The 13,546-nt window shown below is 62.9% G+C and carries 12 protein-coding genes; all 12 read left to right on the forward strand.

Annotated elements, in window-relative coordinates:
- The first annotated feature begins 71 nt into the window (after positions 1-71).
- The 12 genes from LPJGGPFB_RS03835 (at position 72) to LPJGGPFB_RS03890 (ending at position 13,373) form a co-directional block, all read left to right on the forward strand.
- On the forward strand, positions 72-2,915 hold the full coding sequence (locus LPJGGPFB_RS03835; protein ID WP_173418816.1) for a [protein-PII] uridylyltransferase: 2,844 nt from the start codon (positions 72-74) through the stop codon (positions 2,913-2,915).
- Positions 2,912-4,516, forward strand: a complete 1,605-nt coding sequence (murJ, locus tag LPJGGPFB_RS03840; protein WP_173418817.1) for a murein biosynthesis integral membrane protein MurJ — start codon at positions 2,912-2,914, stop codon at positions 4,514-4,516. Before LPJGGPFB_RS03835 ends, murJ begins: the two co-directional genes overlap by 4 nt.
- A gap of 155 nt (positions 4,517-4,671) precedes the next feature.
- Positions 4,672-5,736, forward strand: a complete 1,065-nt coding sequence (gene trpS, locus LPJGGPFB_RS03845) for a tryptophan--tRNA ligase (RefSeq protein ID WP_173418818.1) — start codon at positions 4,672-4,674, stop codon at positions 5,734-5,736.
- Positions 5,737-5,788: 52 nt separating this feature from the next.
- On the forward strand, positions 5,789-6,280 hold the full coding sequence (locus tag LPJGGPFB_RS03850; protein ID WP_077502983.1) for a universal stress protein: 492 nt from the start codon (positions 5,789-5,791) through the stop codon (positions 6,278-6,280).
- Positions 6,281-6,386: 106 nt separating this feature from the next.
- On the forward strand, positions 6,387-6,953 hold the full coding sequence (locus tag LPJGGPFB_RS03855) for a NifU family protein (RefSeq protein WP_077502982.1): 567 nt from the start codon (positions 6,387-6,389) through the stop codon (positions 6,951-6,953).
- A 119-nt stretch (positions 6,954-7,072) separates the two neighbouring features.
- On the forward strand, positions 7,073-7,732 hold the full coding sequence (gene tsaB / locus LPJGGPFB_RS03860) for a tRNA (adenosine(37)-N6)-threonylcarbamoyltransferase complex dimerization subunit type 1 TsaB (RefSeq protein WP_173418819.1): 660 nt from the start codon (positions 7,073-7,075) through the stop codon (positions 7,730-7,732).
- 6 nt (positions 7,733-7,738) lie between these two features.
- Positions 7,739-8,236 (forward strand): GNAT family N-acetyltransferase, encoded by a 498-nt coding sequence (locus LPJGGPFB_RS03865; protein ID WP_173418820.1) that lies wholly within the window; start codon positions 7,739-7,741, stop codon positions 8,234-8,236.
- A 93-nt stretch (positions 8,237-8,329) separates the two neighbouring features.
- Positions 8,330-9,121 (forward strand): lyso-ornithine lipid O-acyltransferase, encoded by a 792-nt coding sequence (gene olsA / locus LPJGGPFB_RS03870; RefSeq protein WP_173418821.1) that lies wholly within the window; start codon positions 8,330-8,332, stop codon positions 9,119-9,121.
- Positions 9,122-9,193: 72 nt separating this feature from the next.
- Positions 9,194-10,591, forward strand: a complete 1,398-nt coding sequence (miaB, locus tag LPJGGPFB_RS03875; protein ID WP_173418822.1) for a tRNA (N6-isopentenyl adenosine(37)-C2)-methylthiotransferase MiaB — start codon at positions 9,194-9,196, stop codon at positions 10,589-10,591.
- Positions 10,592-10,617: 26 nt separating this feature from the next.
- On the forward strand, positions 10,618-11,676 hold the full coding sequence (locus LPJGGPFB_RS03880; protein ID WP_173418823.1) for a PhoH family protein: 1,059 nt from the start codon (positions 10,618-10,620) through the stop codon (positions 11,674-11,676).
- Positions 11,677-11,690: 14 nt separating this feature from the next.
- Positions 11,691-12,197 (forward strand): rRNA maturation RNase YbeY, encoded by a 507-nt coding sequence (ybeY, locus tag LPJGGPFB_RS03885; protein ID WP_173418824.1) that lies wholly within the window; start codon positions 11,691-11,693, stop codon positions 12,195-12,197.
- Between the two features lie 12 nt (positions 12,198-12,209).
- Positions 12,210-13,373: a hemolysin family protein gene (locus tag LPJGGPFB_RS03890; protein WP_173418825.1), complete on the forward strand. Its 1,164-nt coding sequence runs from the start codon at positions 12,210-12,212 to the stop codon at positions 13,371-13,373.
- Positions 13,374-13,546: the final 173 nt, after the last annotated feature.

Consider the following 13,546-nt stretch of genomic DNA (forward strand, 5'->3'; position numbering starts at 1 on the left):
GGGAGCATGCAGGAACGCTGTTCAAACAGCGGATCACGCAACCAGTCGGACAGGACGCCCCTCGGCACTTCATGGGCAGACACGAAACTTCCTTTCCCGAAATTCTCGATGTCGCAGCGCTTCGGGCGAAATGCGACTTCATCGCATCGGCCCATGCCGAGCAGCGCGAGCCAATGCGCCAGGCATTGCTTGCCGCCTTCAAGCAGGCAAATGTTGCAGGCCGCGCCAAGGCGCGCGAACTGTTTGCCGGCGACGGCGGCGGCATTCTTTGCGCCGAACGCATTTCGTGGCTGCAGGACCAGCTGATCACGGTGCTGCATGATTTCGTGCTCAACGAGATCTTTGACGCGGCCAATGCGCCGCCGGCAAGCCGCATCGCGGTTGCTGCCGTCGGCGGCTACGGTCGCGGCACGCTGGCGCCGGGCTCCGACATCGACCTGCTCTTCCTGCTGCCGGTGAAGAAAGCCGTCTGGGCAGAGCCCGCCATCGAGTTCATGCTCTATATTCTGTGGGATCTGGGCTTCAAGGTCGGTCACGCCACGCGCACGATCGAGGACTGCATCCGGCTCTCGCGCGCCGACATGACGATCCGCACCGCGATCCTTGAAACCCGCTACATCTGTGGGTCGGAAACGCTGGCGGCCGAGCTCGAAACGCGCTTCGACCATGAGATCGTGCGCAACACCGGGCCGGATTTCATCGCCGCCAAGCTCGCCGAGCGTGACGAGCGCCACCGCAAGGCCGGCGACACCCGTTACCTGGTCGAGCCCAATGTCAAGGAAGGCAAGGGCGGGCTGCGGGACCTGCACACGCTGTTCTGGATCGCCAAGTATTTCTACCGGGTCAAGGATTCGGCCGACCTGGTGAAGCTCGGCGTTCTCTCGCGAACGGAATACAAGCTGTTCCAGAAGGCCGAGGACTTCCTCTGGGCGGTGCGCTGCCACATGCACTTCCTGACCGGCAAGTCCGAGGAGCGTCTGTCCTTCGACATCCAGCGCGAGATCGCCGAGGCACTCGGCTATCACGACCATCCCGGCCTTTCAGCGGTCGAGCGCTTCATGAAGCACTACTTCCTGGTGGCGAAAGACGTCGGCGACCTCACCCGCATCTTCTGCGCAGCGCTTGAGGATCAGCAGGCAAAGGACGCGCCGGGCCTGTCCGGCATCATCGGCCGCTTCACCCATCGCAGCCGCAAGATCGCCGGCACCCTCGATTTCGTTGACGACGGCGGGCGCATCGCGCTGGCGAGCCCCGACGTCTTCAAGCGCGATCCGGTCAATCTGCTGCGCTTCTTCCACATCGCCGATATCAACAATCTCGAATTCCACCCGGCAGCCCTTCGCCAGGTGACGCGCTCGCTCGGCCTGATCAAGCCGCAGCTGCGCGAGAACGAGGAAGCCAACCGGCTGTTCCTGTCGATCCTGACCTCGCGCCGCAAGCCGGAGCTGATCCTTCGCCGCATGAACGAGGCGGGTGTGCTTGGCCGCTTCATTCCGGATTTCGGCAAGATCGTCTCGATGATGCAGTTCAACATGTATCATCACTACACGGTGGATGAGCATCTGCTGCGCGCAGTCGACGTTCTCTCGCGGGTCGAGCGCGGCATCGAGGAGGATGCCCACCCGCTGGTCGCCAAACTGATGCCGGGGATCGAGGAGCGCGAGGTGCTCTATGTCGCCGTGCTTCTGCACGATATCGCCAAGGGTCGGCCGGAGGATCATTCGGTCGCCGGCGCCAAGGTGGCGCGCCGGCTCTGCCCGCGTTTCGGCCTGACGCCGAAGCAGACCGAGCTTGTCGCCTGGCTGATCGACGAGCACCTGACGATGTCGATGGTCGCCCAGACCCGCGACCTCAACGACCGCAAGACCATCGTCGATTTCGCCGAGCGGGTGCAGTCACTCGACCGGCTGAAGATGCTGCTGATCCTCACCGTCTGCGACATCCGCGCCGTCGGCCCGGGTGTGTGGAACGGCTGGAAGGGGCAATTGCTCCGCACGCTCTATTATGAAACCGAACTCCTGCTTTCGGGCGGCTTCTCCGAGCTGTCGCGCAAGGAGCGTGCGGCCCATGCCGCAACGATGTTGAGCGACGCCCTGACCGACTGGCAGGAAAGCGAGCGCGAAGCCTATGTCCGGCTGCACTACCAGCCCTATCTGCTGACGGTGGCGCTTGAAGACCAGATCCGCCACGCCCGCTTCATCCGCGAGGCCGACGCCGCCGGAAAGGCGCTGTCGACCATGGTGCGCACGCACCAGTTCCACGCGATCACCGAAATCACCGTGCTTTCGCCCGACCATCCGCGGCTTTTGACGGTTATCGCCGGCGCCTGTGCGGCGGCAGGCGCCAACATCGTCGATGCGCAGATCTTCACGACATCGGACGGCCGGGCGCTCGATACCATTCTTGTCAACCGCGAGTTTCCGGTTGATGGCGACGAGACGCGACGTGCGGCCAGCATCGGCAAGCTGATCGAGGACGTCCTGTCCGGCCGCAAGCGCCTGCCCGAAGTGATCGCCAGCCGTACCAAGGTGAAGAAGCGCAACAAGGCGTTCACCGTCACCCCCGAGGTGACGATCAGCAACACCCTGTCGAACAAGTTCACGGTCATCGAGGTCGAGTGCCTCGACCGCCCCGGCCTGCTGTCGGAGATCACCGCCGTGCTCTCGGATCTTTCGCTCGACATCGCCTCGGCGCACATCACCACCTTCGGCGAGAAGGTCATCGACACCTTCTACATCACCGATCTCGTCGGCCAGAAGGTCACCAGTGAAAACCGCCAGATGAACATCGCCGCCCGCCTGAAAGCCGTCATGGCCGACGAGGCCGACGAGGTCCGAGACCGGATGCCGTCCGGCATCATCGCGCCTGCTGCAGGCACGTCCTCCGCTCAAAGAACGACAAAAGCCGAAACATGAGTCTGGTCAAGAAATTTGCAACCGTCGGCGGCGCCACGCTCGGCAGCCGCCTCTTCGGCTTCATCCGCGAAACCTTCATGGCGGCAGCCCTTGGCACCGGCCCGGTCGCCGATGCTTTCAACACCGCTTTCCGCCTGCCCAACACCTTCCGCCGGCTATTTGCCGAGGGCGCGTTCAATTCCGCCTTCGTGCCGCTCTTTGCCAAGGAGATCGAGGCGAACGGCATGGAAGGCGCGCGGCGCTTCTCGGAAGAGGTGTTCGGCGTCCTCTTCACGGTGCTGTTGTTCCTGACGATCGCGATGGAACTGACGATGCCCTTCATCGTCAGCAACCTGATCGCGCCCGGTTTCGCCAACGATCCGGCAAAGCTCGGCAACACCGTCATCTTCGCGACGATCATGTTCCCCTATCTCGCCTGCATGTCGCTGGCCGCGATGATGGCCGGCATGCTGAATTCGCTGCACCGCTATTTCGCCGCGTCGATCGCGCCGGTGTTCCTCAACATCATCCTCATCGGTATCCTGGGCTATGCTTGGTACGTGGGCCAGGATCCGATTGCCGTCGGCTATGGCCTCTCCTGGGGCGTGATGGCCGCCGGTCTCGTGCAACTGGCGATCGTCTGGGTCGCCGTGCGCAATGCCGGCATCAAGATCGGCTTTCGCCGGCCGCGGCTGACGGCCAATGTCCGGCGGTTGCTGGTGCTGGCGCTGCCGGCCGCAATCACCGGCGGCATCACCCAGATCAACCTGCTGATCAACACCAACATTGCCTCGGCGCAGGCGGGCGCGGTCTCCTCGCTCGTCTATGCAGACCGCATCTATCAGCTTCCGCTGGGCGTCGTCGGCATCGCGGTCGCAACTGTGCTGTTGCCGGAACTGGCGCGCGCGCTGCGCTCCGGCAACCTCACCGAGGCGTCGAACCTGCAGAACCGTTCGGTGGAGTTCACCCTGTTCCTCACCTTGCCGGCGGCAGCTGCCCTGTTGGTGATGTCCGAGCCGATCGTCCGGCTGCTGTTCGAACGCGGCGAGTTTCACGCGTCGTCGACCGTGGTCGTCGGCCATATCCTGGCGATCTACGGCCTCGGCCTGCCGGCCTTTGTGCTGATCAAGGCCTTCATCCCCGGCTTCTTCGCCCGCGAGGACACGCGCACGCCGATGATCTTTGCCGGTATTTCGGTTGCGGTGAACGTGTCGCTGGCGCTGACCTTGTTTCCTCGGCTGGGGGCAAGCGGTATCGCCACGGCGGAAATCGTTGCCGGCTGGGTCAATGCTGTGCTCCTGTTCGGCATGCTCGTCTGGCGTGGCCACTGGGGGCGCGACATCCCGCTTCTAACCCGCATTCCCCGTCTCGTCATCGCCGCCGCCGGCATGGCCGTCGCCTTGCACTTTGCCCTGCAATGGCTGGCCTACGAAGTGTCGTCGGCAGCGCCCCTGATCGTGCGTGCGACCACGCTCTGCGGCCTGGTCGCCGTTGCCATGGTAATCTATTTCGCGATCGCCTTCGGTATCGGCGGCGCCAATCTCGGCATGATCCGTCGCAACATCAAGCGCAAGGCGAAGGCCAAGGCCGACCCTGCACCGACCCCGGACGCGGACGCCTGAACCATCCGGCGATAAAGCGGCGATGCCTATCTTAATCGGCATCGCCCGCTTGGATTTGGGCCACTTGATTGCGCACCGTCCGACGTGCATAAGCCATGCCGTTAGCTACATGGGCGACAAGCCCTGGGGCCCTCCACCAGCCTATTGAGGACGACATGAACGAATTCAAGCCGCTCGTATTTTCCGGTGTACAGCCGACGGGCAACCTCCATCTCGGCAATTATCTCGGCGCGATCCGCAAGTTCGTGGCTTTGCAAGAAAACAACGATTGCATCTATTGCGTCGTCGACCTGCATTCGATCACGGCCCAGCTCGTGCACGAGGACTTGAAGGGGCAGATCCGCTCGATCGCCGCTGCCTTCATCGCCTCCGGTATCGACCCGGAAAAGCACATCGTCTTCAACCAGTCGGCTGTGCCGCAGCACGCCGAACTCGCCTGGATCTTCAATTGCGTCGCCCGCATCGGCTGGATGAACCGGATGACCCAGTTCAAGGACAAGGCCGGCAAGGACCGCGAGAACGCCTCGCTGGGCCTGCTTGCCTATCCGAGCCTGATGGCTGCCGACATCCTGGTCTATCGCGCCACCCACGTTCCGGTCGGCGATGACCAGAAGCAGCACCTCGAACTGACGCGCGACATCGCCCAGAAGTTCAACATCGACTTCATGGAGCACATCCGCGCCCGCGGCTACGGCGTCGACACGGTCGTTGGCGAAGAGCCCGTTCATGCCTATTTCCCGCCGGTCGAGCCGCTGATCGGCGGTGCTACGCCCCGCGTGATGTCACTGCGCGACGGCACCAAGAAGATGTCGAAGTCCGATCCGTCGGATCTTTCACGCATCAACCTGATGGACGACGCCGAAACCATCTCCAAGAAGATCCGCAAGGCCAAGACCGATCCGGACGCGTTGCCGAGCGAGCTCGACGGCCTCAAGGGACGTCCCGAGGCGGACAACCTCGTCGGCATCTACGCAGCCCTTTCCGACAAGACCAAGGAACAGGTGCTGGGCGAATTCGGCGGCCAGCAGTTTTCGGTGTTCAAGCCGGCTCTTGTGGACCTGGCGGTCGAGGTTCTCGCACCGATCACCGGCGAGATGCGCCGCCTGATGGGCGACACCGCCCATATCGACGCCATCCTTCGCAACGGTGGCGAGCGGGCGCGGGCGCGTGCGGAAAAGACGATGACCGAGGTTCGCGATATCATCGGCTTTCTGCAGTAAAAGGCGAAAATGAGACCTTGCGGCGGATAATCTGGAATGTAATGTTCGCCGCATGGTCTCGACCCGACTCTCACGACTTGAAGGTCACCGCCGCAAATTCATGGCGGTGATCGACGATACCCCGGAATGCGGCCGCGCCGTGCACTATGCTGGCATGCGCGCCAAGAATTCCAATGGCGGTCTCGTCCTGCTCTACATCATCGCCGACGGCGACTTCCAGCAATGGCTGGGGGTCGAGGAAATCATGCGCGCCGAAGCACGCGAAGAAGCGGAAGCCACCCTTGCCAAGGTGGCGCAGGCCGTGCGCGAGCGCATCGGGATAGAACCGGAAATCGTCATTCGCGAAGGGGCGGCGACCGAGCAGATCCACTCGGCCATCGAAGAGGATCGCGACATCGCCATTCTGGTTCTGGCCGCAGGCTCGGCAAAGGAAGGTCCCGGTCCGCTGGTGTCGTCGATCGCCGGCAAGGCGGCAGCCTTCCCTATCCCGGTGACGGTCATCCCGGATCTTCTGACCGACGAGGAAATCGACGCGCTCAGCTGAGCTGCGTCCCTTTGCGCCCTTGCGGGGGCGGAACGAAGATCATATATTCTTTTGAACTATTCTAAAGAGCCGGTTGAGGACCCATCCCGGCGAGACGGAGAAAAACATGTTCATCCAGACCGAAGCCACGCCGAACCCGGCCACGCTCAAGTTCCTGCCGGGCAAGGTCGTGCTGGAAAACGGCACTGCCGAGTTCCGCGACGAGGAAGAAGCCCGCGCCGGTTCGCCGCTTGCTGCCCGGCTGTTCTCGATTCCCGGCGTCAGCGGCGTCTATTTCGGCTACGACTTCATCACCGTCAGCAAGGACGGGCAGGAGTGGCAGCACCTGAAGCCCGCCATCCTCGGCTCGATCATGGAGCACTTCATGTCCGGCGCGCCGATCATGGCCGGTGCCGGCCGTGCCGAGCAACTGGATGAGGAAGACGAATTCTTCGAGCCCGGCGACGAGACCATTGTCGCCACCATCAAGGAATTGCTCGAAACCCGTGTTCGCCCGGCCGTTGCGCAGGACGGTGGCGACATCACCTTCCGCGGCTTCAAGGACGGCACGGTGTTCCTGAACATGAAGGGTGCCTGCTCGGGCTGCCCGTCGTCGACGGCGACCTTGAAGCATGGCGTGCAGAATCTGCTGCGTCACTTCGTTCCCGAGGTGGAAGCGGTCGAAGCCGTCTGATATCGCGATGGCGAACTGCTGCGCCCTTCGGGGCCGTGGCCGGTCTGTTTGTCGAGTAAGCGTGACCGCGATGCCATGGGGCGTCGCGGCAGGATGCGTCTGGAACTGCTGCAACTGAAATGATCGTCCTTGCCATCGACACCTCCGGGTCCGGCTGTTCCGCTGCCATCTATGACAGTGGCTCTGACGCCATTCTCGGACAATCCGGGGCCGATATCGGCCGTGGCCATGCCGAACGGCTGATGGAGTTCGTCGACGAGGCCCTCGCCAGCGCCGATCGCCCGATTGGCGATATCGATCGCATCGCCGTTACCATCGGCCCGGGATCGTTTACCGGCATTCGCGTCGGGGTCGCGACCGCGCGCGGTCTGGCGCTTGCGCTTGGCAAACCGGCAGTCGGCATTTCCTCACTTCACGTTCTTGCGGAGGAAGCCCGCGCCGCGGCGCCGGGCAAAGCGGTGCTGATCGCCATCGACGCCAAGCGCGACGAAGTCTATGTCCAGGCGTTCGATGCGGCAGGCCAGGCCGTCACGGAGCCGGAAGCGCTCGCCGTCATGACCGCCCGCGACCGCTTTGCCGGTTTTGAGGGGGGCGTTGCCGGTTCGGGCGCCGAACTCCTGACCTCCGTGACACCGGTCAAGACCGCCGATCTTGTCGATATTGCAGTGGTCGCACGGCTTGGAGCCGGCGCAGATCCAGCCTCGGCCAAGCCGAAGCCGCTATATCTTCGGGGGCCCGACGCCAAGCCGCAAGCGGGCTTCGCTGTGACCCGAGCCTAGACCCCGATGAGCTTAACCGACTACTTCACGCGCCGTGCCGAGTTCGACATCTTCCCGCTGGAGGAGCCTGATCTGATCGCCGCCGCCGGTCTGCATCGCCAGCGCTTCGCCTCTCCCTGGAGCGATGGTGAAATCCATGCCCTGCTGGTCCAGGACACGGTGTTCGGTTTCGTCGCCCGCCAGACCAACGGTTCGTTGCGGCCCGCCTTTGGCGGTTTCGTGCTGTCGCGCGCTGTTGCCGGCGAGGCCGAAATCCTGACGATCGGCGTCGATCCCCGTTATGCCCGCTCCGGTCTCGGCTGGCGGCTGATGCAGGCGGCGATGCGCGAAGCCTTCGTCAAGGGATCGGACACGCTCTTCCTCGAGGTGGACGAGACCAATCAGGCCGCGATCGGGCTTTACCGTAAGCTCGGCTTCCTCAAGGTCGGCGAACGCCGTGCCTATTATCAGGACAAGGCAGGACAGCGAACCGCCGCGCTTGTCATGCGGCTCGATCTTCGCTAGTGCGAAGCCGACTGGTTTGGCACGTATCGGATGAGCCAAACCTTCGCACAACCATGCGGAGTGGTGCGTGAACGGCGCAGGAAATCCTTTTCGATGATCAATTGGCTGCGCATCGCCCTGTTCGCGCTGGTGCTGGCGCTGGCCTCGCTCGTGCTGATACCGCTGCAGATCGTCTGCCTGTGGCTGGACCTGAAGCCACGCCGCCTGTTGCCGCGCTACTGGCACCGCATGGCCTGCTACCTGCTCGGCATCAAGGTGCGAGTGCACGGCATACCTGACCGCCGGCGGCCCCTGCTTCTGTGCGCCAACCACGCCTCGTGGAAGGATATCCTGGTTTTGTCCTCAGTGGCCGATGTCGTCTTCGTCGCCAAGTCCGAGGTCAAGCAATGGCCGGTCTTCGGCGTTCTCGCACGGTTGCAGGCTTCGATCTTTGTCGTGCGGGAACAGAAGCGTGCAACGGGAAAACAGGTGAGCGAGATCGGTCAGCGGCTGGCCGGCGGCGAGATCGTCGTGCTCTTCCCGGAAGGCACGACCTCGGACGGCAACCGCCTGCTTGAGATCAAGACGTCGCTGTTCGGCGCTGCCGCCTCTGCCGTACCGCATTCGCCGACCGGCCTGGTTCACGTCCAGCCGGTGGCGATCTCCTACACCGGCATCCACGGAATGCCGATGGGACGCTTCAACCGGCCGATCGCCGCCTGGCCGGGCGATACCGGTCTTGCGCCCCATCTGCTCGGCATCCTGCGCGAAGGCGCGATCGAGGTGGATGTCGATTTCGGTGAGGCCGTGGACTACGACCATCACACCAACCGCAAGGAAGTCAGCCGCGTCATCGAGCAGCGCATCCGCTCGATGCTATCGGATCGCCTGCGCGGGCGGGCCTGACGCCGCCAGCAACTCGAAAGCCGGGCAGCGAAAATACTTCAATTCCGGCCCGCTTTGCACTAAAGAACCGGCATGACCCAGGAAACAGCTCTTCTGACGACGCCCGCAGCGGGCGACGAACGCACGCCGGCCCGCAAGGTTTTCGTCAAGACCTACGGCTGTCAGATGAACGTCTACGATAGCGACCGCATGTCGGATGCGTTGACGCGTGACGGCTATATCTCGACGGATGTGCTCGAGGATGCCGACTTCGTCCTGCTCAACACCTGTCACATCCGCGAGAAGGCGGCAGAAAAAGTCTATTCCGAGCTTGGCCGCCTGCGTGATCTGAAAAAGGCAAAGGCGCTCGAAGGCCGGGAGATGGTGATCGGCGTCGCCGGCTGCGTCGCGCAGGCCGAGGGCAACGAGATCCTGCGCCGCGCGCCGGCCGTCGACCTCGTCATCGGCCCGACCACCTACCACCGCCTGCCGGAAGCATTGAAGCGCGCCCGCAACGGCGAGCGCGTCGTCCAGACCGATTACGCGGTCGAAGACAAGTTCGAGCATCTGCCGTCACCCGACAAGGCCAGGACCCGGGCGCGCGGCGTCACGGCGTTTCTGACGGTGCAGGAAGGTTGCGACAAGTTCTGCACCTTCTGCGTCGTTCCCTATACGCGCGGCTCGGAGGTTTCCCGCCCCGTCGCCCATATCCTGTCCGAGGCACAGAAGCTGGTCGAGGCCGGTGTGCGCGAAATCACGCTGCTCGGCCAGAACGTCAACGCCTGGCATGGTCTCGGCCCTGATGGTCGCGAGTGGGGCCTGGGTGATCTCCTGCAGTGTCTTGGCGACATCGAGGGGTTGGCGCGGCTGCGTTATACGACCAGCCATCCGCGCGATATGGACGACAGCCTGATCGAGGCGCATCGCTCGATGCCGAAGCTGATGCCCTATCTGCACCTGCCGGTGCAGGCGGGCTCCGACCGCATCCTCAAGGCGATGAACCGGCGGCATACGGCAGCCGAGTATCTGGCGCTCATCGAGCGCATCCGCGCGGTGCAGCCCGACCTTGCCCTGTCGGGCGATTTCATCGTCGGCTTCCCCGGTGAAACCGACGAGGACTTCGAAGACACGATCCGGCTCATTGAAGCCGTGGGTTATGCACAGGCATTTTCGTTCAAATATTCGACCCGTCCGGGCACGCCGGGTGCCGACCTTGACGATCAGGTTCCGGAGGACGTCAAAGCCAAGCGTCTGGAAAGATTGCAGGCTTTGCTGTTTTCGCAGCAACGCGCCTTTGCCGAATCCTGTGTCGGGCGCGAGATCGACCTGCTTCTGGAGAAGCCCGGCCGCATGCCCGGGCAGCTCGTCGGCCGTTCCCCCTGGCTTCAGCCTGTGAATGTTGATGCAAAAGCATCGCAAATCGGTGACATTATCAAGGTGCGAATCATCAAGGCAGGAAACAACAGTCTGTTTGCCGAGATGATCGGGTAAGGACCGAAAACAGGAGCCTGAACCGCTTGAACGGACACGAACTGATCTCTTCATCATCGCGCCAGTCGAAAACAACTGCGACAGACGCCAATCACTTCGTGCTCACATTTGAGAACAACCGGTTCGCCAGCGAACTCTTCGGGCAGTTCGACCAGAACCTGAAGCTCCTGGAGGAGCGGCTCCGGATCGAAGCGCATCCACGCGGCAATTCCGTTGCGATCTCAGGCGATGTCGTCGCCACCAATCAGGCCCGTCGCGCACTCGATTTTCTCTACGGACGGTTGCAGAGCGGCGGATCGATCGATACGTCGGATGTGGAGGGTGCGATCCGGATGGCGGTCGCTGCCGATGATCAGCTACAATTGCCGACCATGGAGAAAAAAGCCAAATTGACGATGGCGCAGATTTCAACGCGCAAGAAGACGATCGTTGCCCGCACACCGACGCAGGATGCCTATATCCGCGCGCTGGAGCGCTCCGAGCTCGTCTTCGGCGTCGGTCCGGCCGGTACCGGCAAGACCTACCTTGCGGTTGCCCACGCGGCCCAGTTGCTTGAGCGTGGCGCCGTCGACCGCATCGTGCTCTCCCGTCCGGCCGTCGAAGCCGGCGAGCGCCTCGGCTTCCTGCCGGGCGACATGAAAGAGAAGGTCGATCCTTATCTCAGGCCGCTATACGATGCGCTCTACGACATGATGCCGGGCGACAAGGTGGAGCGTGCCATCACGGCGGGCGTCATCGAAATCGCGCCGCTTGCCTTCATGCGTGGTCGCACGCTCGGCAATGCCGCCGTCATCCTCGACGAGGCGCAGAACACCACGTCGATGCAGATGAAGATGTTCCTGACCCGTCTCGGCGAAAACGGCCGGATGATCGTGACGGGTGACCCAAGCCAGGTTGACCTGCCGCGCGGCGTCAAGTCGGGCCTGGTCGAGGCCCTGCAGATCCTGCGCGGCGTCGAAGGCGTTTCGGAAATCCGTTTCAAGGACGTCGATGTCGTGCGCCACCCGATGGTCGCACGTATCGTCAGGGCCTACGAAGCCCAGACGGCCGTGCACGATGAAAGCGAGCAGGGCGACCGCCGATAGCGGTCGTCGCAATCATGAGTGCATTGGATATCCAGATCAGCGTCGAAGAGGGCAATTGGCCCGCCGAAGACGCGCTTCTCGCCTTTTCGTCGCCGGTGCTTGAGGCCGCGGCCGCCTTCCTGAAGGCGGAAGAAGGCCAACCATTCCCGAAGATGCAGCCCGAGCTGTCGCTGGTTTTCACCGACGACGCCTCCATTCGAACGATCAATGCGGAGTGGCGCAGCCAGGACAAGCCGACCAATGTTCTATCCTTTCCGGCGTTCCCGGTAACGCCCGGCAAGATGCCGGGACCGATGCTCGGCGACATCATCGTGGCACGCGAGACGCTGGAGCGCGAAGCGGCGGATCTTGAAAAAACCTTCGACGCGCATCTGACGCATCTTCTCGTGCATGGATTCCTGCATCTTTTCGGTTATGATCATATGGTAGATGATGAAGCCGAAAGAATGGAAAGCCTGGAGACTCGCATTTTAGCGCGTCTTGGCTTATCTGATCCCTACGGGGACCGATCCCCGGATTAACAGTTTGGACCAATGAGCGACTTTAAAACACAGCCCGTCGCAATGGCGACCGAGGAGGCCGATGCCTCCGGAGAGGCGGAGGCGGGCAGTAGTAGCACCGCCACTCGACAAGAGGGCACCAAATCCACATCGTCCTTCTGGAGCCGGGCCGCGCGCATTTTGCGTGGCGCCAATCCTTCGAGCCTCCGCGAGGACCTTGCCGACGCACTGCTGACGGACGCCGACAGCAACACGGCATTTTCGCCCGAAGAGCGGGCGATGCTCAACAACATCCTGCGCTTCCGCGAAGTGCGCGTCGAAGACGTGATGGTTCCGCGTGCCGATATTGAGGCCGTCGACCAGAGCATCACCATCGGCGAGCTGATGGTGATCTTCGAGGAGTCCGGCCGCTCGCGCATGCCGGTCTACAATGAAGGTCTCGATGATCCGCGCGGCATGGTGCATATTCGCGACCTGCTCGCCTATGTGACCAAGCAGGCCCGCAACCGCCGTCGCAACGGCAAGGCGCAGACCGTTGCTGCGTCCGCTTCCGCCGAGAAGGCGCCGCGATCGCCGAAGGCGACCTTCGATCTGTCGCGCGTCGATCTTGGCAAGTCTCTGGAAGAGGCAGGCATTATCCGCCAGCTCCTGTTCGTGCCGCCGTCGATGCTGGCGTCGGACCTGATGCAGCGCATGCAGGCCGCCCGTATCCAGATGGCGCTCGTCATCGACGAATATGGCGGCACTGATGGTCTCGTTTCGCTCGAAGACATCGTCGAGATGGTCGTCGGCGACATCGAGGACGAGCACGACGATGACGAGGTCATGTTCGCCAAGACCTCCGAGGATATCTTCGTCGCCGATGCCCGCGTCGAACTGGAGGAGATCGCCGAGGCGATTGGCTCCGATTTCGACGTGCGCGAACAGCTTGAAGATGTCGATACGCTCGGCGGCCTGATCTTCGCGTCGCTTGGGCGTATTCCGGTCCGGGGCGAGGTGGTGCAGGCACTGCCGGGCTTCGAGTTCCAGATCCTTGATGCCGATCCTCGACGCGTCAAGCGCGTGCGCATCATGCGCAAGCGTCCGCCGGCCCGTCGCCGCGTGGTGCGCCCCGAAGGCGAGTTGTCTCAGGAGCAACTGTCCGCCAATCGCGGCAACGGCACCGAGCCGCAGCAAGCCTCGGCCAGCGAACAATAGCCTTCTTCACAAAATGCATTCCCCGCGAAGCTCTCGATCTCGAACTTCGCTGGGAACGGCAACCGGTCATCGACCGGTGATGTCCCGTTTGCGCATCAAATTCGAAGCCTGGTGCTGCAATGGGGACAAGCAGCCACTTTTTTGGAACACTGCCGGCAACTGATTCGGTTGTT

The organism is Ensifer adhaerens, from assembly GCF_013283195.1.
Taxonomy (GTDB): Bacteria; Pseudomonadota; Alphaproteobacteria; order Rhizobiales; family Rhizobiaceae; genus Ensifer; species Ensifer adhaerens_G.